We start from the raw sequence: 20,945 nt of genomic DNA, 5'->3' as shown, positions 1-20,945 counted from the left end.
ATGGCGACGCTCTACCACTCCGGCACGGTCATCACGATGGATGAGGACGCTGCGACCGGTGGGGAGGCACCGGCCACCCCGGTGGAGGCCGTGGTCACCGAGGGTGACCGGATCGTCTACGTCGGTGATCTCGTCACGGCCCGGCAGCGGTTCGGGGACGCGGGCAGCGAGGTCGATGAGGTGGACCTGGCGGGGCGTGTCCTGCTGCCGGCATTCATTGACGCCCACGGGCACTTCATGAGCTACGGCAAGGCAGCGCGCCAGGTCGATCTGCGCGACTGTACGGACATCGACGGTATCGTCGACGCGCTGGCCGAACGGCTTGTCGGGCGTCCTGCACAGGATGCCTCGCCGGTGGTCGGTCTGGGCTACGACCACAACAATCTGCCCGGCTACCGGCATCCCACCCGGCACGATCTCGACCGGGTGAGCACCACGGTGCCTGTCATCGCCGTGCACCGCTCCTCGCACATGCTGGTGGTGAACTCGGTGGTGCTGGAACTGGTGGGGATCACGTCCGGAACGCCGGATCCCGACGGCGGCCGGTTCGGTCGAGAGGACGATCGCGTGACCCCGGACGGGTACGTAGAGGAGATCTCCGCGATGCTGGTGCTGGCCGAGGGACTCGCCGCCGCCGGTGGAGACGGGGAGACGGGACCGTCGCTGCTGAGCCCCGGGAGTCCGGGGGACCAGCGGGAGGCGATTCTCACCGCCCAGCGTGAGTACCTTTCCCGAGGCATCACCACGGTGCAGGAGGGCGCGGCCTCGCCCGAGGAGGTGAACGCCCTGATCGCCGCCGGTGAGGACGGTGATCTCGCGTTGGATGTGGTGGCCTACCCGATCGTCACCACCGGTGGGTTGGACGTCCTCGATGCTCATCCCGAGCGCATCGGCAGCTATGAGGGGCGGGTCAGGCTGGGCGGCTGCAAACTGATCCTCGACGGCTCGCCGCAGGCTCGCTCGGCATGGCTGTCGGAACCCTATGAGCCGGAGGAAGAGGTTGCTTCGGGTGGTGGTGCTGAAAGTGAAGCTGCTGCGGACCACCAGCACGAGGAACCGGGACGGTGCCAGTGCGGCTATCCGGCACTGCCGGACGACCAGGTCGGCAGTCTCATCGCCCGCGCGGTGGACAGTGGCTATCAGGTGCTCGCGCACTGCAACGGGGACGCCGCCTCGGAGCAGTTCCTCGACGCCTACGCCCATGTGGCGGAGTCTCATCCGGGGGCGGCGTCACTGCGTCCGGTGATGATCCACGCCCAGACGGTACGCGCCGACCAGCTGGACCGGATGCCGGCACTGGGGATGATCGCATCATTCTTCGTGGGACATGTCTGGTTCTGGGGGGACACCCACCTACGCAACCTCGGGCCCGGGCGTGGTCGGCGGATTTCCCCGGTGCGTTCCGCCCTCGACAGGGGAGTAGCGGTCACCTTCCACCAGGATGCGCCGGTCACCGATCCGGACATGCCGGTCTCGGTTGCAACAGCGGTGACCAGGCGGAGTTCGCGGGGCACACTTGTCGGCCCGGAGCAGTCGGTGGACCGTTACGAGGCGTTGCGCGCGGTGACCAGCGCAGCTGCGTACCAGTACGGCGAGGAAGCGGACAAAGGCAGGATCCGCGCCGGGCTGCGGGCCGACCTCATCGTTGTCGACCGGGACCCGCTGACCTGTGCGCACGAGGATCTGGCGGGGCTGACGGTGCTGTCGACGGTGAAGGACGGGGTGGAGGTGTACCGGCAGGGGTAGGTGTGGCTGGGGTGGGGTGTTGAGGGGCGGGGCCATGGCCGGGTGGGGGCACGGGGATTGGGCCGGAGCGGGGTTGGGTGATGGTCCCCCTGCCGTTGCTGCGCCGTCGCTTCGCTGGCCGTCCCCGTACCCGAGGTAACACCGCAGACTCACGGGTTTCAGAAATGTGACATCTGGACCCGATAAATCGGCTCCGCCGTGGATATTCAATCCAACGGACGGGCACACCAGTCTGGAATACGTCCACAGCAGATATGCGACGGTTGAGTCCCCTAGCGTGGTGTCAATTCCCCCGGCAGGTTCACCGTCTCCTTGCACAGTGAAGGCCACCGCGGGAAGCTCTGTAGGTTCCGCCTAAAGAATCCACAAAGGAGCTGTGCCCACGATGGCCACACCCCATTCTGCCGTATCCACGCTCATCCAGAAACTCCTCGACGATCCCAACGTCGCCCACAACGACATGTTCCGCGAACTGATGCAGGCCGGCCTCCAGGACCTCGTCAACGCCGAAGCCTCCGCCACCATCGGCGCCGCCCCCTACGAACGCACCAGCGAACGCAACAACCGGCGTAACGGCACCCGGTCGAAGAAGATCTCCACCACCTCCGGCGATGTGGACATCAACATCCCGAAACTGCGGCACGGGTCCTTCTTCCCCTCGCTGCTGTCGCCCAGACGCCGGGTCGACAAAGCCCTGCACGCGGTCATCTGCCAGGCCTACATCGACGGAGTATCCACCCGCAAAGTCGATGACCTGGTCAAAGCTCTCGGCATCGACTCCGGAATCTCGAAGTCCACCGTCTCGCGGATCTGTGCCGACATCGACGAGGCCGTCGAGGAGTTCCTCACCCGACCGTTGACCCACACCTGGTTCCCCTACGTCTACCTCGACGCGACCTACGTCGACGTCCGCCGGGGTGGTGGGGTCCACAACAAAGGCGGCAGGGTCATCTCCCAGGCCGTTGTCGTGGCCACCGGCGTATCTGCCCAGGGTCGTCGAGAGATCCTCGGCATGGCCGTCGGCGATTGAAGAATCCACCGACATCTGGACCGAATTCCTCCGCAACCTGCGTGAACGCGGCCTGAAGGTCTCCACCGATACCGATCCGTTAGGTGTGGCGTTGGTCATCTCCGACGCACACAGCGGTATCAATGCCGCGACGACAGCGATCCTGCCCGGGGCCGGCTGGCAACGCTGCCGGGTCCACTTCGCCTGCAACGTCACCCAGAAGTTGGGCTCAAGGCACTCCAAGCCGATCAACGCGCTGATCTCCGCGGTATTCGCCCAGACCGATCAGCAGGCGCTGGTCGCCCAGTACAAGCAGGTCACCACCGCACTGAGGTCCTCGTGCCCTGACGTCGCCGACATGCTCACCGCCGCGGAAACGGACCTGACCGCGTTCACCGGCATGCCGGTGGAGCACTGGGGAGAAGATCTGGTCGAACAATCCGATTGAGCGGCTCAACCGGGAGATCAAGCGGCGCGCTGACGTTGTCCAGGTGTTCCCCGACCGGGCGTCGGTGACCCGGCTGATCGGTGCTGTCCTGGCCGAACAGCATGAGGAGTGGCAGTACGGTGAGCGTCGGTATCTCTCAGAGATCAGCATGAGGAAACTCGCCCACACCCTCTACGACCCCGACGACGGTGTCCACGACTCCGCTGACGCGGTCGGGGTTCCGGATGTGCAGTTCATGATCGGAGCTTGATGACCGTGATCCCCACGGTCCCCACGGTCCCCATGGTCCCTATGGTCTACGACGACGGCTGAGCTGGTCGACTCGTCGCTGACAATCCCCCTGTTCACAGGGACCGACAAAGAACACCACTCAAAGAGACTTGACCGCAGGTCTGAAAGAATCGCCTACTCGGGAGCTGTCTACTCCGGGTTGACGATGCTCTTGAGAAGCTGCTGAGTGGCCGGATCTGTCGAGTACACCACCACACCCCTCATTCCGCGGGTAAGCAGCACGCGGTAGCCATTGCGCAGGCGCTGGACAGCGCTGTTCTTCGTGTCGCCGGGTACTCCCTCCCGTTCCTGCTTCCTGGCCAGCCGCTTGAGCGTCGTGTACTCGGACGCCTCGTAGTCGGGTTTCAGCCTCGCCTGGGTGGCGTCGTACCGCAGATCGGGGCCCATGATCACGCCGCAGTAGTCGAACTCGAAGCCCTGTCCGGAGAATATCGAGCCAGCCTGCTTCGCTCCCTTGTCCTCGAATGCCCAGAAGTCAGACTTCGGGTAACCCTCGGTGTTCGACGGCAGGTTCCACTGGATAGACCAGTCGCCTATGACGATGTCATAGGGGACATCCTCGACATGGGAGAATGACTTCTTCGTTTCCGGATCCTTCTGCGTCCACGGCCAGCAGAAGCCCGCCATGATCCGTGGATCCTGCTCCGAGTGCGCGGCGAGAATCTGTTCCATCTGTTCGGGGGAATCCGCGACCTTGACCCAGAAATTCTCCTCGTCATGCCACACGGCAGGCTCATCGTCGACGAGGTGGTCCACCCAGGACTCGAAGGTCTTTGAACCACCGCTTCGGTGCTGCTCCTCCAGCTCGTAGAGCTGGAAGTCTGCCCCGATGAGGTCTGCGACTTCCTTCACCTTCTCCGTGGTGAGGTAGTCGGTGGCCGTGGTCTGCTGCCAGTCATCCATCATCAGCACCAGGACCTTGGCGGAGTTCGCCAGCTCCCGGAGCTGCGTCATGTTGAAGCGCTCCAGCTCCTCCTGGATGTCCTTCCGGTTCGCATTGCCGGTGCGGACCGTCCACTCGTTGAGCCGCTGGGCCTCATCGACGATCAACAGATCGAGAGAGTCCCAGATCTCGTCCTTCCAGTAGGTCCGGGCAGAAGTGATCGTCTCCGCGACCGGCTTTGTCTCCTTCGATCGCTTAGCGACCTTCTTCAGCGTCTCGCGCAGCGAGGTAGAGTTCGTTGCGAAGGAGACCTGCCGCTCGGCAGCGGCTTCCCTGCCCAGAAGGTTCATGCAGATCCAGGTCTTGCCGGAGCCGGGCTTACCGTTGACGACGATGATCGTCTTCCCTCTGGGATTCCGGGGGTCGAGGGCGTCGTTGAACTTCTTCTGGATGTCGTTGACGACCTCCCGCTGCTCTTCACTGAGTGGGAACGTTTCCGGATTCTGGAAGATCTCGCCTGCCGCCTCCAGGATGTCCTTGCTCTTCTTCGGCGCGTTGTTCTCGAGGGCCTCGGCAACCACGCGTCCGTTGATGTTGTCGAAGTGCTTCTGAAGGAATGCGGTGAACGCCGCGTCCCCGCTGGTGTCGCCGGAGAACAATCGGTCGGCGTACCACTGCCCGGCAGACTTCAGCGACTGGAGAGACTCTGCGGTGGCGTTGTGAAGGTAGGCGGCGGCCTCCGTGGTGGCTTCCTCCGGGTGGAAGCCTTCAATGTAGTGCTGGACTACCTGCGCGTAGCCGAATGCCTGCCGTACCGGATGCTCGACCTTGCCGTAGCGCGCAGCGATCTCGGAGACCCAGTTGTTGGTGGGGTCCCAGGTAGCTTCGCTCCACTGCTTCAACTCGATGACGAGCACGCTGGGCAAGCCGTCCTTGTATCCGGAAAGGATCACGTCGGCACGACGGTGACCGTACTGAGGCGGGTTGAACTCCAGCGAAACGTAGACGCTGGACAGTTCGGCATCGCGGATCACCTCGGCGATCCGCGGGAGGCTGTGCTTCCAGGATCCTTCTTCTCCGGTGTCGCTGATGCGCTCGGCAGCAGACTTCTTCTTCATCATGGACCGGATCAGGTCATCGATGGCGGCGGGGCGGGTGGAGTTGTAGAAATTCTCGGCGGAATCCACGTAACGGGAACGGTCGGCCATATCGGCTCCTTGCAGCACGAAATTCGTGCGACGTGGAGGCGTGTCCCAGTGGAAGCCTGTCGGGGTCGCTTGTCAGATGAGGTGGCGCGCAGTACGCCGGAATGTGGGGAGCGTCGTCCTGCTACGGCAGAAGCGACGGCTCAGGTCAGTCGGCTCCCTGACCGAGGAGCTGTCTGAGCACCTCGCGGGTCCGCCGGTCGGGCGAGTAGATCAGCGTGCCCTGCATCCCGCGGGTGAGCAGGACCTTGTAAACGTGCCGGATCAGTACGTCGAAGTCGTGGTCGGTCAGTGACTTCTTCCGCAGCGCCGGATCGAGGTTGGCGGCGCGGACCGTGCGGAAACCACCGTCGCGCCAGACCATGTCCGGGCCGATGATCACGCCGGACCAGTCGTACTCGAAGCCCTGGGCCGTGTAGATGCAGCCGACCTGGCCGAAGCCGCCGTCGCCGGTCGCCCAGAGGAAAGACTGAGGTGCGTTGCCGACTCTCCTCTTCTCCGGGTTGTTCCAGGGCTTCTCCCAGTCACCGATACGGACATCCGGGGCGAGCTCGGTCTGTCCCTTCGAGACCTTGCTCCATCGCCAGCAGAAGCCGGCGGCGATACGGGCGGAGTACCCCTCGGCCGCCTTGAGCGACAGGATGCGCTCCATCTCCTCCGGGGTTTCAACGATTGAGATCGCGACCTCATGCTGAGGTTTCAACACCGGTGGATGCTCAGGGTCGAGGGCATGGACGGTGATGTTGGGTACTGCTGCGACATCGAAGTCTGGAGTGAAGACGGAACCGTCGGTGTCGGCGTCCTCCGTGGCGTCCTTCGTGGCGTCCTGCGGGGGATCGGCAAGCCCGAGGACCTCCTCGACCCAGTTGGTGTAGACCAGACTGCCGCCGCAGCGGAACTGCTCGGTGAGCTCCACATGCTGGACCTCAAGGCCCTTGGACTTGGCAAACTCCGTGATCTCGTGGAGGGACCCCAGCTCGCCGGGGCGCACGACCTGGTTCTCGTCCAGGAGGAACACCGGGGTGCGGGCGACATCGATGAGCTCATCGATCTGTGGGCGACCGGTGCGCAGATGGGCCTGGGTATACCGGTTGGTGGAGGTCTCCCGGATACGGTGGGCCTCATCAGCGATGAGCACGTCGAGGGAGTTTTTCTCCGCCTCCAGGAAGCTGTTGAAGTACTGGAAGAGATCCTGGGTAGCGCGGTGCCGGTGGCCGGCAATCTTCTCCATTGTCTGTTTGAACGCCTGAGACCCCGTGGCGTGCAGGACTTTCTTTCCCCGCCGGGCCAACTCGCCGAGCAGTGACAGCGCGACGACCGACTTGCCGGTGCCAGGGCCGCCAGAGACGACGATAACTCGCTTGGCGTCCGTCTTGTCCGCACGCTCCACCGCGTGGAGGACCATGTCGACGGCCTGACGCTGCCGGTCGAGGAGGATGAACTGCTCGCGGTCCCGGATCTCCGCGGCGGCGGAGGTGAGCAGCTGCTGGGACGGTGCGACCGCGGATTCGATGAAACGGTCGATGACGGAGGCATCCCGGACGGGGGAGATGCGGGCCTTCAGGAAAGAGGCGAAGGTCTCGATGTCGGCACCGGTGAACAGCTCCGAACGCAGGTCGGAGGTGTAGTCGTCCAGCTCGACGACGGCGGCACGGTGACTGACGTTGTGGAGGAAGACCGCTCCCTGGACGCTCTCAGGGTGACCGTCGAAGATGGTGAGGAAGTTGGTGAGCAGTTCCCGGTAGGTGTCAACCTGGCGCAGCGGGTGCAGGCGCGGACCACCGAGCGTGCCGGGCACGTCGACCAGTTTCGGATCGTCCTCGAAGAGAGTCGCTGAACTCCATTGCTTGAGTTCGATCACGACGAAGGAAGGGAGCCCGGTTGCCGGGTTGGTGCCGGCGATGATCGCGTCCACCCGCTTGGAATTCAGGGGAAGCTTCTGCTCCAGAAGGACGTCGACATCCTCGAGCCCGGCATGGGTGAGGACCTTGGCCAGCTCGGGGATGCTGTTCTCCCAGGAGCGGCGCTCAGCCGAGGAGCAACCGAGACCTTCGTATCCAGCCTGGGTGGCCATATGGTCACCGAGGTCCTTCGGGTTGGCGAAGCGGGACAGGAGCTCGGCGGCAGTCGTCCGAAGCAGAGGCATGGGGTTCTCCAGGCAGCACGAATACTCGTGCGACGTGGAGGCATGTCCCAGCGGAAGCCTGTCGGGTCGCTCTTACCTGATTCACAGTACCTAGTGGGGTTCGGTGCGGGGGTGGGATGGTGGCGAATGTCTTTGTGGAGGAACAGAAGACCATGAACCCCGAAGGCCGGGGTAGTTCATTGTTTGACAGTCAAGTTCGATGACATCCACGCTGAGCTTCGTGCCGCGTTGCCTGAAGTGCTGATGGGCCGCTGAGCGCCCCGGGCCGATTACACTGGGCGACCGTGAACCTCCCCGCCACTCTCGCTGATGTCGCCACCGCCGCTGGAGTCTCCCGTTCCACCGCCTCGCTGGTGCTCAACGGTCGGCCGGGACCTGCGAGTGCGACGGTGGAGAAGGTGCAGCAGGTGGCCGACGAACTCGGCTACCGGCCCGACGTTCGCGCGCGGCGGTTGCGCGGGGCGAAATCCCACTGTGTCGCCCTGCTCACCACGGTGCCCGAGGCTGTCGCCGGTGACGAGTCCGGTTACAGCTTCCAGATCGCCCTGGCCGTGCCGCTGTCCCGCCTACTTCTCGCCCGCGGCTATTCGATGCTCCTCGTCCCACCACTGCAGGACATCCGCCAGCTCGACGACCTCGACATGGACGCCGCCGTGATCGTCGAACCGCGTAGCGGGGAACCCCTCACCACCGAACTGCACCGCAGGGGCGTGAAGACCGTTGCCGTCGGCGATGCGCCGGGGCTGCAGGTGGACGGAGTGGTCGACCGCGGTGCCTCCGGTGCGGACGTGATGCTCGCCCATCTCCGGGACGTCGGGGCCCGGCACATCGGGGTGCTGCTGGGGGAGGCGGACAACGCCGTGACGGTGAGCGTCCGCAACTATCTCCGGCAGGTAACTGGTGACACGTCAGCAGGCTCCGGCCCCGATAGTTCCGTGGAATACCTGGTGACCACCTGCCAGGTCGACCGGGCAGCGGCGAGGACGGCAACCCGTGAACTCCTTGCTGCCCAACCCGAAACCGACGCGGTCTACGCGCCCACTGACCTGCTGGCGCTCGGTGTCCTAGATGCAGCGGCCGATCTAGGGCGTGCCGTGCCCGGTGACCTGCTCGTCGCCACGAACTTCAACGGGCCGCGCGCCCTGGGGGCAACACCGCCGTTGACCTCCCTGGACCTGGACATGACGGCGGTAGCTGAGGCCTGCGCCGAGCTCATCATCGAGAGCGTTGACGGGGGGGCGGAGGACGGCGTCCTGCGTCAGGATGTACGGCAGCCGGGCCTCGTCATGCGCGGCTCCACCGTGCCGGGCACCTCCACCGTTTCGGGCCGGTAAAACCTTCCACCTCCGGCGTGCGGATCTCAGAATTGTGTATTTCAATCGATTTAAACCAGGATAGAGGACAATCGAGAGGAAACCGACCATGTCCACCGCAGCCGCCCGCACGGACCAACACACACCCACCGGCCACCAACTACACCCCGTCGACACGATGCCCGCCTGGCCCCGGGCGATCATTCTCGCCCTCCAGCACGTCATCGTGATGATCTCTACACCCATCGCATCCGTCTTCCTCATCAGCGGGGTACTCCAGCTCGACGGCGACGTCACCCGTAGCGTCCTCTGCGTGACCCTGCTCGCCTGCGGCATCGGATCGATCCTGCAGTCCATGGGCTGGCTGAAACTCGGCGCGAAACTCCCGTTCGTCATGCTCCCCGGCGGCGCGGCCGTGGCGATCTTCATCCAGATCGCCACGGAACACTCCGCCCCCGTAGCAACCGGTTCCGTCATCATCGCCGCCGCCGTCTGCCTCATACTCTCCCCGCTGGCGGGTGTGATCGTGAAGGTCATCCCGCCGGTTGTGCTTGCCGTGATGATCACCGTCATCGGCGTAAACGTCGTCAAGATCGCCGGTGGCCTGATCTCCAAAGACGAGAAAGCCCCGCTGTGGGCGATCGGCCTGGCCGCCGCGACGGTCGGGGCCATCATCGTCCTGCAGATCGTGCTGCCCCGACGCTTTCGCTCTGTCGCGATTCTCCTCGGCATGGTCGTCGGTACCGTCCTCGCCGCAGCAACCGGCCACTTCGAATCCGTGAGCACCGATGATGTGCTCCGCCTGCCCACCTGGCTGCCCTACGGCTCGGTGACCTTCGACATCGTCGCCGCTGTCCCGCTCATCGTCTTCAGCATCGGTTCCATGGCCGAGGCCACGGGCCAGACCACCCTGAACGCCGACATCGTCGGCAAGAAGATCGACAAGGGCGCCACTGTTGCGGCCACGGTCCGTGGTGACGCGCTCACCTCCCTTATCGCCGCACCGTTCGGCGGCCAGACGATGCTCACCAGCGGTGAGAATATCGGCATCGTCCGGGCGACCGGCGTTACGAGTCGCTTCGTGACTGCACTGGCCGGTGTCTTCCTCATCCTCATCGCCCTCATTGGACCGGTCGCCGATCTCATCCAGTCCATCCCCGCACCCGTGATCGGCGGCACCGCCGTCTACGCCTTCACCATGATCGTCGTCTCCGGACTGCGCATGTTCCAGGGCATCGACATGACCGACGACGCCAACTTCCTCACCGCCACCGCCGGATTCGCCGCCGGCCTGCTACCGATCCTCGCACCCTCTCTCTACCTCAACCTGCCTACCGACCTGCGACTTCTGCTAGGCAACGGCGTGACCATGTCCGCCATCGTCGGTATGGTCGTCGCCGGACTGATCCTGCTGTGGAAGAAGGCCACCCGATGACACCTGATGCACTGTGCTCACTGCCGGACTCTTACGTCCTCACCCCAGGACACACCTGGACGGCCGACAGATTCCTGACCGGACAAGCGGTGGTCGTTGAGAACGGGCAGTTCGCGTGGGTCGGCCCAGAGTCCGAGCTGCCGGAGATCTACTCCGACCACAGCCGTGTGGAACTCGGCGACCATGCCCTCGTCCCCGGCATGGTCGACTGCCACCAGCACCTGGCCCAGACACTCGGTCGGCCCTACGCCTTCGGTGAACCCTCCGAAATCTTCCGTCGGGTGTGGGTTCCGCTGGAAGGTTCTCTCAACGAGGATGAGCTTGCGGTGAGTGCACGCCTTGGGCTGGTGGACGCTCTGCTCGGCGGCTTCACCGCCGTCGCCGACGCGGGGGCCCGGTCAGCCCACGACCCGGGCATCATCGCCGACCAGGCCCGCAAGGTCGGAGTGCGGCTGGTCCTGGGCAAGATCAGCCACGACATCGGTGAGGGTACTGCTGACGCCGTGGTCGCCTCCGCGGAAGAGCACCTGCGACGCTTCGCCGGCGACGACTGGGTCCACGGCTCCGTCGCTGTCGCCACCCCGGAGATGGCGACCCCAGGCACCTTGGCGCGGCTGGCGGACCTGTGTCGGGCGGAGGACGCGGTGCTGCAGACACACGTCAATGAACACCTGGCAGGTGTGGAACGTACCCTTCTCGCCACCGGGCGGCGTCCTCTCGGACTTCTCGAGGACGCCGGCGCGCTCGACCGGCACCTTCTCGCCGCGCACACCACGCTGCTGACGCCGGAGGAGAAGATCCGGCTGGCACACTCCGGTGCAGCCTGGTCATATAACCCTGTCGCCAGCGCCTGGAAGGGCAATGTCATCGCCGACGCCCTGACCATGCTCGCTCTCGGTGCACGCACCGGACTCGGGACCGACGGCACCCGGGCGGACGCCTTCCGCCTGATGGATGCCGCCGAGACCGCCCAGCGTTTCGCCTCCGCCATCGAGGTCGGTGACCCTGTCGCCGGTGGTGGTGACGACTGGCTGCGGGCGGCCACCACTGGTGGGGCGGACGCGACGGGCCTCGGAGACGAGGTCGGGTCCATCGCCGCCGGGTTCCGGGCGGACATGCTCGTGCTCCGACTCGACACCCCGGACTTCATCTGCCCGGTCGACCTCGCCTGGGAGCTGGTCCGTCTCGGTCACCGCGATCAGATCCACGCGGTGATCACCGACGGGACGACCCGTGTCCTCGACGGGGAGTTCCTCCACCTGGATTACGACCAGCTCATCGCGGACGCCAGGACGGCGTCCGCTGCGGTCTGCGCGCGGGCAGGGCTCGGTCGACGGGGACATCACGGCGGGCAGCGATGACCACCGCCACCATCGTTATCCTGTCCCTGGTGGTCTTCGTCGCGGCCCTGGTGCAGGGGACCAGCGGCATCGGTTTCGCACTCATCGTCTCTCCGGTGGCGACACTGCTGGCACCGGAGCTGGTTCCGACGATCGTGCTGTTACTCATGCTGCCGCTCAACGCATTTGTCGCATTGCGGGAGTGGCGGTCGATTGATTGGCGGGGCGGGGCGTGGATCAGCGCCACCCGGATCGTGTTCACTCTGGTCGGGCTGCTGATGGTGGCAGTGCTTTCCACCACCGGTCTGACTGTCCTGGTCGCCCTGGTGACGATCGGCGCGGCCCTGGTCAGCCTTTTCGCGCCGCCTTTCGCACCGACCCCGGCCGCGTTCCTCGCGGCCGGCGCAGTGACCGGAATCAGCGAGACAGCGACGGGCGTGGGCGGGCCTCCGATGGGCCTTGTCTACCAGCACAGTCGACCGGCGGTTCTGCGGTCCACCGTTGCGACCTGCTTCTTCATCGGGGAGGTGGTCTCCCTGGTCGCGCTGACGGTCACCGGCTCCGCGCCGGACGGGTGGCTGGGAGACTTCCCTTGTCCTGCTACCTGCGCTCGTGCTGGGCACCGTGGGCAGTACCCTGGTTGTCCGCCGCTTCCCATTGCTGGATCTGCGGATGGCGGTTATCGTCTTCTCGGTCCTCTCCGGTGCAGTTCTGCTGGTGCAGGCGGTGGCGTGACGGGCGGGGTTCTTTACCGTCAGCCCAGTTCAGCCAACCGATCCATATAGCCGGACATGGACCCGTCGATGATCGACTGGTGTACCGCACCGGCGCCGAACATGGACTCCATGGCGAAAAGCCCTGAAATCACCGCCAGTACCTGCTCGGCAGTCATCTGGTCGACCGGTGTCGCGGCGGTGAAGGAAGCCAGCGGCTGACCACCCAGATCCTGCATCCAGGAATCCCGCCGGAACTCAGTGAATTCGCCGGAGAACTCGGTACGGAGATCAGCGGTTCCGGAAGGCTCCGGTTTCAGCTCCGCGTCCTCATCCATCTCCGCCCGGAACTTGGTGAGAGCAGCGTAACGACCAGTGGAACCTCCGTCATCGCCCTTCCCACCATCGTCTCCCCCGGAGAGCGAACCGCCAGACACGCCACTCGCCGCAGCATCCTTCGACGGGCGGAGTGTGAAGATCAGCTCCTCGGGATCGAGGTGAAGGGCCTCGAAGACCCGTCTGAGCAGAGTCACCTTGGTGTTGGTGTCATTGTTGACCCACACCCCGAGGCCCGGATCGGCCACCCGAAGCCCCCGCTTTCCCTCGTGCGCGGCAGGCTCCGTGGTCAACAGGTTGTCGGTTCCGGCGAACCCCAACAGCGCTGCACGATGCTGCTGGAGCAGCACATGCAGCACCTTGGGTACGAGGTTCGCCCAGTCGGTGACGGTCTCGGAGACATCCCCGTACTCGTAGGCTGTCACCTCGCGGCCACGGAACGATGTGTCGGTCCCCATCGGCTCGGTCGGACGGACCACCTCAGGAGGCCGGAAATCGGTGTCGACGAAAGACCAGTACTCGAGCGCCTGGTGGACGAGCCGTGCCGACCGGGCACGGAGAGCGTCCTCGTTCCAGTGATCGGCAGACTTCACGTCCGCGTTGAGCCGGTACGGCGAAGAATTGAACCCCTCAGGCATTGTCTTCTTCTTCTGGAATGACGAGTTTGAGTAGGCCGAGTTATAGCCGGTGACCGTGAGATTGCCGATACGGTTCTCCCAGGTGTCGTGGATGTCCACGGCATCCGGTCCGAGTTCTTCCTCCCACGCACGGGTGAGGGTCTGCGGCATGATGTGCTCCACCGTGAGGTCACCGGAGGCGATCTTGTCGGCGATGTCCCGGTTGTCCTTCGAGTCACCGTTCTCCAGGACGTCGAAGAGGTACCGTCGGTGAGCCGGTCGTAGACGGTAGGTGTCCCGCGTTTCAAAGCTCTCCCGGAAGTCAACGTCATTCGGAAAGCGGCCGGAACCACCGTCACGACGGCGCAGAATCCAGGTGAGTAGATCTGCATAACTCTGGTGGGCGGTCCGGAGTTTGCGGAGTTCGCTGTACGCCGTGGCGAAGATCTTGTTCAGTGCATTAGCGCCGACCTGACATATCGTCCGTCGGAAAAGGTAGGACTCGATGATGTGGAGGACAGCATCAAGGTCACTCTCAGTGGTTTCACCGCGCCGGGCGTCCGCGACGACCGGCATGAGGAACGGATGAACCACATCACCGACAATGAGGTTCGCCCGGCTGAGCCGACGGTCCACGGTCGAGAAGCCGGTCGATGCGTGGGTGATGGCGCGACTGTTCTTCGAGTACTCGTAGATGTCGTCGAGAATCTGCGGGACCGAGTCGTCGCTGCGCTGCACGAAGAGTTTGAAGGCCTCGAAGATATCCGATTCTTTCGGCGTCTTGTTCGTCTTCGAAGTCAGGTACCAGCGGATGAACCAGTCCGTGCGGTAGTCGACGTTCTCCTCGATCGGGTTCCACCGCTGCTCGTAGAGCCGGTTCTGTTCCTCGAGCTTCTGGTTCATCAGCACGAAGTTGCGGATCTTGTCTGATTCGCTGAGGTTGAGTCCGGTGGAGTTCAGGGACTCGAAGATCCGCTGCGGATCATCGTGGGCTTCCAGGTCCAGGTGCATCACCTCAAGACGGGAAACGGCGTCCCACACCTGGTACGCGGTGAGATCGGTTGTGCGTAGCCGTTCGCGGAAGTAGCGGTAGTTGGCGGTGACATTGGAGGAGTCGACGAAGTCGTCCTCGGGGCCGAAGAGTGCCATGTAAGCTGCAGCGTCGTTCTTCACCGGCTTGAGTTTGAACTTCAGGCTATTCGGGTTGGCATCCACCAGCAGGTAGTCATCGACGAGCTTGCGTCCGAGGTCAGGGTCTTTGCCGACCTCGACATCCCCGGCGGCCACCGAGTGTGCGATAGCGAGAATGAGCAGACTGATCGTGGTGAGCCGCTGCTGGCCGTCGATCACGATCCAGGTCCACGAGTCCTCGGATTTACCGACAACGGCACCGAAGAAGTGCTTGGGCTGCTTGTCCCGGTCAGCGTGGGCGAGGGCTTCGAGATCGTCGAACAGTCGAGCGCACTGCGGCGTTCCCCAGTCGTAGTTGCGCTGGTAGACGGGGATCTCCAAGGTCGAGTTCGCCTTGTTGTAGATCTGCCAGATCTCGGTCGGCTGGCCCTTCATCGTGCTCCCTCAGGTCGTGGACAGGAAAGACTCGTCAGCAAGTGTATCGGGGGAGCAGGAATCAGCCCTCGAACACCGACGCCGACCTGTCCTGCCCACCCGCTACAGTTCTTCACTGTGACTAATGAGAATCAGGGACTCTCCTTCGCCGTGGTCGATGTGGAGACCACCGGCTTCACCAACCGCGACCGCGTCCTGGAAGTGGCCGTCGTCCACGCAGAGGCCGACGGGACCGTCACCGGGACCTGGAGCACGCTGGTCAACCCGGACCGGGACATCCCCAACACCCGGATCCACGGCATCAGCGCCGCCGATGTCGTCGGCGCACCGACCTTCGCCGACATCGCCGGAGAACTCTCCGACCAGCTCAACGGGCGGATCTTCGTCGCGCACAACGCCGCCTTCGATTCCCGGCTTCTCGCAGCGGAATTCGGGAGGCTGGGGCTTACCGACACCCCGTTCACAGGCGCCAGCCTGTGCACACTCACGCTGACCGGTCGGCTGCTCCCCGGCTCCGGCCGGGGGCTGTCTGCCGCACTGTCGGCAGCCGGGATCGTCAACGCCCACGCCCACGCCGCACTCGGCGACGCCGAAGCCACCGCCGAACTGCTGGGCCACTATCTCCACCGTGCCCCGGAGACCGTCGCACAGTTGCTCCGGGGCGTCCATCCGGTGTCGATATCCCGTGCCGATCTGACTGCACCGGCGTCCCACGTCTCGGATTCGCCGGCGATCCTCCACCGCCGCACGACGAAGGCCACCGCACCGGACGGCCGGTGGCTCAACCAGCTCGCCACCGGCGTCCCGGTCGTCGGACAACCGAACGTGGATGCCTACCTCGACCTGCTGGCCACGGCGATGCTCGACCGCGAACTCTCCGTCCACGAGATCGGTGAACTCACCGACTGTGCCGCCACCCTCGGCATCGGCCGGGACGAAGCCCTGGACCTGCACGCCGGTTTCGTCCGGCAGCTCGCAGTGCTGGCCTGGGCGGACGGCATCGTCACCGAGGAGGAGCGCGAGGAACTGCACGCGGTGGCCCGTGCCCTCGGCGTCGCAGCCGCAGCGGTCGACGCACTGCTTGATTCTCCGGTCACAGGCGGTGACGACGGGCCCGGGCAGTCGGCCGGTACCGGGTTGCGTCTGTCCCCCGGGGATCGCATCACCTTCACCGGGGAGACCGAGATCCCGCGCGCCGTGTGGGAGGCACGCGCGGTCGACGCCGGCCTGGACGTCGGCGGAGTGATCAAGAAGTCAGTCCTACTTGTCGCCGCCGACCCGGATTCCCTCAGCTCCAAGGCGAAGAAAGCCCGGAGCCTGGGGGTGCCCGTGATCTCTGAATCCGGTTTCGCCCGCCTGCTCGGTGAACTGGAGAACTCCGGGAGCGGTGCCGTCGATCCCCGCCTGGTGGTCGCTGCCTCGCATCCGGAGGCGGAGACTGTCGTCGGCGAGTCGGAAGACCTCGGGGACGACCTTGGAGAAACGATGCAGACCGGCGGATTCTACGATGACGAGGACGCCGTCCCGGTCGTCGAACTGGGGGACGAGGGTATGACGTTCGATGCGGACTCCCTCGGCAGCGCTTTCGACACCGCCGTCGGACTGCTCGGATTCATCGCCCGTACCCAGGGCAGTCTGCGCGCGGCGGTGGAACACGCAGGAATATCCGCGGTCGACGGGGAGCTTCCCGCCCACGTTGAGGCACTGCTTGCCCAGGCAGGAGAGGAGTCCGGCTGCTTCCACCTGGCACTGTCACAGCGCAGGGGAACTGTCGCCGATGTCCTCGGCCGGTTCTGGGAGTCCTGTGACGACCGTGATCAGCGGATCCTGCGTGACCGGATTATCGCCGAGAAACCGGCGACTCTCGACGAGATCGGACAAGCCGTCGGAGTCACCCGCGAGCGGGTCCGGCAACTCCAGAAGAAGCTCACCGCCCGCCTACGTCCAATGATCATCGCCGGGCCGGTCGCCGACCTGCGGGCCGGGGTCCGGGCGCACGCGTACCCGGTGGGGACGCTCGAACAGATCACTGCCGTCTTCCCGGAACTGGCTTCTGCCCTGCCCGGATGGGACGCGCCGTTGTGGCGGATCCTCGATGCCTTCGACGACGACTTCCGGATCGAAGACGGCTGGGTCTGTTTCCCCGATCTGCCGACCGCAGCCCAGCGCACCGGGAACCTCCTGGCACCGATGATCAACGACGAGGGCGTCGCGGAGCTGTCCGACGTCCTCGACCAGTCAAGCCTCGATGACGCGGCGACGCTCACCCAGTGGCTCACCACCTGCGGTTACCTCGTTCTTGACGACCACGTGCTCACACGTGTCGGGTCGCATCCGGCGCGGGCAGCGTCCCTGTTGTCGATCGCCGGCAGGCCGATGAGCGTCTCTGAGATGTACGCGGGCATCGGTAGCTCGAAGTCTGAACGGTCCTTCCGCAACGGTCTCTACAACAGCGACGATCTCATGCGCGTGGGAGTCGAGCAGTGGGCCCTGACCCGGTGGGGACTGCCGGAGTACACCGGCATCGCCGACCTCATCGGACAGCGGGTGGATGCCGCGGAGGCGGACGGCGCCGAAGGCGTCGTGCTGTCCGATCTCGTCGATGAACTGACCCGGGAGTTCGGTGTCTCCGCGAACTCGGTCACAACGTACGCAGCGACCGGCGACTTCACCTCAACGGGCGGTGTGGTCCGACGCCGGACCGAACCGATGGTCAACAACGCCACCCCGGAGGAGTCCAACGGCATCTACATCCATGACGGACGCTGGTGCAACCTGGTCACCGTGACGAAGGACCATCTGCGCGGTTCCGGGACCTACATCCCCAACGGACTGACAGCGATGCTGGACCTGGAATGGAACGAACCACGGATGATCCCGAGCGATTACGGTGAACAGCGCATTATCTGGGGCAACCTGGGCACCAGTTCCGTCGGGTCGATCCGACGGTTCCTCGAACCCCTCCAGATCACCGAGGGTGACCGTATCTGGATCGACCTGCACGACGGGGAGCACTTCTCCGTGACTCCGGCGCACTCATCGGATGCGGCGGAACTCGACGGACTGGACTGGCTCGTCGACCATGTCGGGGAAACTCCCGGGAAGGATGACGCGGCGTCCCACGGGATTGTCGCCGAAGCCCTCGGTCTGGCCCCAGATGCACCACGGCGAAAGGTCCTCGCCAGGTTCCGGCACCGCTCGGACGCCGAGGCAGTGGAAGTCCTCGAGAGAATCTGGATGTAGCGGAACGCCTCCGGGACGGCGATGCGAAAAAAGTGACCGCCGCTCTGTCCAGGATCCCCGACGTGGCTATCCCGCAGAGCTGACAGTATCCGACACGGCTTCCGGTCACTGATTCTGCAGTCACGGCGACACTCCGTTCGGCCAGTGGAATGGCAGGGAAGGCCTAACGCCCCCGGAACTCCGCCGCGAGATTGTCGAACTTCCCGCGGCGCACGGCGTCCTCCTCGTCCCAGCGGACAGCGTGCAGGGACAGACGCGCCGCACGGTCCGCCCACAGGTTGCCCTCACAGTCGGCGTGTCCCTTCACCCACCGGACCTCGGCATTGGGGTGGCTCTTCTTCTCGTGGACCGCATAGCTGCGCAGTGTCGACCAACGCCCCGGAATGGACTCCAGATCCGCCCACCACTGCAACGCCGGACGGGAGTCCGAATGGACGATGATCCTGCGGGCAGAGTTGCAGAACAGCATCACCCCGGCGGCGATCGCCGCAGTCTCCGCGACCCGGATCCGGGCATGGTCCTTGATGAACTCCCGGTCCAGTACCGCAGAGGCGACAACCCCCAGCGCCGGGCAGGACATCCCGATCGCCGACCACGGTGAACCCGGGACACACCGAGGCATCCGTGTATACGTCGATCTGCTCCGGCTTCTCCTCCAGATCAGGGAACTCGGAGACCAGCAGCGGACGGTCCCCCGAACCCCACCAGCGGTCGGTGTAGCGGGCCCGGATCTCGAAGTTGTTCCGGTAACGCTCAGCAACCGAGCGGGTGGCAGGGTCGGTACGTACCCGCTGGTTTGTCGGCGGGTTCAGGACTCGACCTGACGAGCCAGCCAACGTAATGACATCCGGAACACCCCTGGACAGTGCCGTCATCGTCGTCAGATCCACGCTGTGGCACCGCTCCACGCCGGAAATGCCGAGCCCCGCTGACACAAGACCGGAGGCGACGTAGGTGGAATCGATCGGGAAAGGCTTGTTCCGAGAGGACGAAGGGTGCAGGCGCACCTGCAGCGGCAGGGGAGAGCGGCCGAGCTCGGGATGCCCGGCGATCCACTGCGCGAGGCTCTGCACCACCTGGCCCCGGTTCCCGGCGACCACCGGTGAATACGTGCCGCGGATGCTCACACACCCGGCGAACGTCGAGAAGCCGGGGCGGAAGAAATCATTGAGCTTGCGCACCGTGATGTCCACCGGAAGGTAGACCGTCGTGCCGGCACCCGCGGTCTGTGTCCGCGCTCTTCGCCGGGGCATACACGCGGGGCTGGGTGCGGACGGGCGACGGGTCGGGGCAGTACTCGCGGCGAGGGCGACGGTCACGGCTTCTCCTGTGTTCTGTGGGCGACAGGAGAGCAACCTAGTGGTGGTCAGGACGGGGAACCGTGGTGATCGAACACGGTGTTCGGGTGGCGGTGTCCATCGCTGCTACGCTCCGATTCATGACCTCTCCGGCCCCGCAGAGCACACCGGACCACGGCGACCGACCGCTGATCACCGCGATCCGCTCGGGTGGGCAGACCGGTGTGGACCGGGGTGCCCTCGATGCCGCCCGCGCCGTAGGCGTGACCACCGAAGGTTGGTGCCCCGCCGCCGGATGGGCGGAGGACCTGCCCGAGGCGCCGGGATTGCTCGTGGACTACCCAGAACTGCGGGAGACTCCCTCATCCGAACCAGCCCAGCGCACGGAGTGGAATGTGCGGGACAGTGACGTCACGCTGATCATCGGCTCCGACGTGGAACCGGGTGGCTCCGAGGTGTCACCGGGAACCACGTTGACGAGGGGCCTGGCGTCCTTCCACGGTCGTCCCGTCCGGGCGGTGGGAAGGGAAGACATCGAAGACGCCTGCGGGTGGTTGCAGTGTCAGGGCACCGGACTCACCGTGAACATCGCCGGGCCGCGGGAGAGTGAGTGGCCCGGCGCATACGAGGCGGCTTTCCGGATCGTCGGTGAACTGCTGCGGCGCAGTTCTGGTCCGCCGTCAGCCACTCGTTGAGAGTATCGCCGGTGGTGGGGCCGCCAAGGTCGGTCCAGACAGCGGCCTCTCCGTTGTGATGAGGCGCAGTGCCTCCACACCGGTACGAGGCGTGTCCTGGCCCCGGCGGTCCTTTAACCAGGCACGGTGAGGCGCGAGCGCAGAATCGGACAGCTCGGCGTCGGGGATATCCTCCAGCCGGGGTGCCTCACCCCACCCGTCATTGATTGCCAGGGTGAAATACCCGACAGCGAGCAGCCGCAGCACCGACAGTGCATCGGAGAACGTTGCCTACAGACACGACCCCGGCCCGGAGCCGTGGTTCACAACATGCCGGACGCCGTCATCGTCGAGCCAGAGACGGAACGTGGAACCCTCCCCGCCGTTGTAACCGATCGCGTACAACCGTTCCGGATCCGGCAGGTGGCCCTCGGGGAAGAGGTTCCGCGGCCCGCCGAAGAGCTTGGCGTCCGCCGTGTCGTGGACGTCGGGGTCGGCGATGGTGGCGTACTGCTGGCCGGGAGCAGTCCCGCGGACGAAACCCGGCGCTTCACACCGGTCGGCGAGGCTGAGGAACTCCTCCGGAATTGTGAAGTGGTCGGGCATACCTGCACCCAACTGGTCGCGGAAGGTTATGTGGTTGAGCGTAGCGCGAGGCGGGACGGGAGGAACGGCGAACGGG

The 20,945-nt window shown here is 65.1% G+C and carries 12 protein-coding genes and 1 pseudogene; 8 read left to right on the top strand and 5 right to left on the bottom strand.

Features of this window, described 5'->3' with window-relative positions; translation table 11 throughout:
* The gene (locus ACZ9GM_RS05990) at positions 1–1,746 is read left to right on the top strand and encodes an amidohydrolase (protein ID WP_476037414.1); all 1,746 of its coding nucleotides are present in this window, start codon (positions 1–3) and stop codon (positions 1,744–1,746) included.
* A 385-nt stretch (positions 1,747–2,131) separates the two neighbouring features.
* Positions 2,132–3,453: pseudogene (locus ACZ9GM_RS05985) on the top strand (IS256 family transposase).
* A 170-nt stretch (positions 3,454–3,623) separates the two neighbouring features.
* Here the strand turns inward: ACZ9GM_RS05985 and ACZ9GM_RS05980 are convergent.
* On the bottom strand, positions 3,624–5,495 hold the full coding sequence (locus ACZ9GM_RS05980) for a DNA/RNA helicase domain-containing protein (RefSeq protein WP_476038317.1): 1,872 nt from the start codon (positions 5,493–5,495) through the stop codon (positions 3,624–3,626).
* Positions 5,496–5,730: 235 nt separating this feature from the next.
* Positions 5,731–7,728, bottom strand: coding sequence for a DNA/RNA helicase domain-containing protein (locus tag ACZ9GM_RS05975; protein ID WP_476037413.1), 1,998 nt, complete (start codon positions 7,726–7,728; stop codon positions 5,731–5,733).
* Positions 7,729–8,012: 284 nt separating this feature from the next.
* Here ACZ9GM_RS05975 and ACZ9GM_RS05970 point away from each other — a divergent pair, with 284 nt between their 5' ends.
* The 4 genes from ACZ9GM_RS05970 (at position 8,013) to ACZ9GM_RS05955 (ending at position 12,601) form a co-directional block, all read left to right on the top strand.
* Positions 8,013–9,062 (top strand): LacI family DNA-binding transcriptional regulator, encoded by a 1,050-nt coding sequence (locus ACZ9GM_RS05970; RefSeq protein ID WP_476037412.1) that lies wholly within the window; start codon positions 8,013–8,015, stop codon positions 9,060–9,062.
* A gap of 88 nt (positions 9,063–9,150) precedes the next feature.
* Positions 9,151–10,476, top strand: a complete 1,326-nt coding sequence (locus tag ACZ9GM_RS05965) for a uracil-xanthine permease family protein (protein ID WP_291476669.1) — start codon at positions 9,151–9,153, stop codon at positions 10,474–10,476.
* Between the two features lie 89 nt (positions 10,477–10,565).
* Positions 10,566–11,837, top strand: a complete 1,272-nt coding sequence (locus tag ACZ9GM_RS05960) for an amidohydrolase family protein (RefSeq protein WP_291476668.1) — start codon at positions 10,566–10,568, stop codon at positions 11,835–11,837.
* Positions 11,834–12,601: a TSUP family transporter gene (locus tag ACZ9GM_RS05955; RefSeq protein WP_476037411.1), complete on the top strand. Its 768-nt coding sequence runs from the start codon at positions 11,834–11,836 to the stop codon at positions 12,599–12,601. The genes ACZ9GM_RS05960 and ACZ9GM_RS05955 overlap by 4 nt, the downstream gene beginning before the upstream one ends.
* Here the strand turns inward: ACZ9GM_RS05955 and ACZ9GM_RS05950 are convergent.
* Positions 12,571–15,048 carry a DUF262 domain-containing protein gene (locus ACZ9GM_RS05950; RefSeq protein WP_291476664.1) on the bottom strand — a complete coding sequence of 826 codons (2,478 nt, stop codon included), beginning with the start codon at positions 15,046–15,048 and terminating at the stop codon, positions 12,571–12,573. The two genes, ACZ9GM_RS05955 and ACZ9GM_RS05950, sit on opposite strands and share 31 nt — an antisense overlap.
* A 117-nt stretch (positions 15,049–15,165) precedes the next feature.
* On the opposite strand from ACZ9GM_RS05950, the gene ACZ9GM_RS05945 reads away from it, so the two are divergent.
* On the top strand, positions 15,166–18,291 hold the full coding sequence (locus ACZ9GM_RS05945; RefSeq protein WP_476037410.1) for an exonuclease domain-containing protein: 3,126 nt from the start codon (positions 15,166–15,168) through the stop codon (positions 18,289–18,291).
* A gap of 163 nt (positions 18,292–18,454) precedes the next feature.
* Here the strand turns inward: ACZ9GM_RS05945 and ACZ9GM_RS05940 are convergent, their stop codons facing one another.
* Positions 18,455–18,871 (bottom strand): ribonuclease H family protein, encoded by a 417-nt coding sequence (locus tag ACZ9GM_RS05940; protein ID WP_476037409.1) that lies wholly within the window; start codon positions 18,869–18,871, stop codon positions 18,455–18,457.
* An 858-nt stretch (positions 18,872–19,729) separates the two neighbouring features.
* Between ACZ9GM_RS05940 and ACZ9GM_RS05935 the strand changes: the two genes are divergently transcribed.
* Complete coding sequence (locus tag ACZ9GM_RS05935) at positions 19,730–20,284, top strand: YpsA SLOG family protein (protein ID WP_291476658.1); 555 nt, start codon at positions 19,730–19,732, stop codon at positions 20,282–20,284.
* A gap of 270 nt (positions 20,285–20,554) precedes the next feature.
* Here the strand turns inward: ACZ9GM_RS05935 and ACZ9GM_RS05930 are convergent, their stop codons facing one another.
* A complete protein-coding gene (locus ACZ9GM_RS05930) occupies positions 20,555–20,869 on the bottom strand; it encodes a hypothetical protein (protein ID WP_291476656.1) in 315 nt (104 codons plus the stop codon).
* Positions 20,870–20,945 lie beyond the last annotated feature (76 nt).

It is taken from the genome of Corynebacterium sp. UD i78, assembly GCF_056280545.1.
The sequence above is the reverse complement of the archived record's forward strand: the minus strand, read 5'-3'. Positions and strand labels throughout refer to the sequence as shown.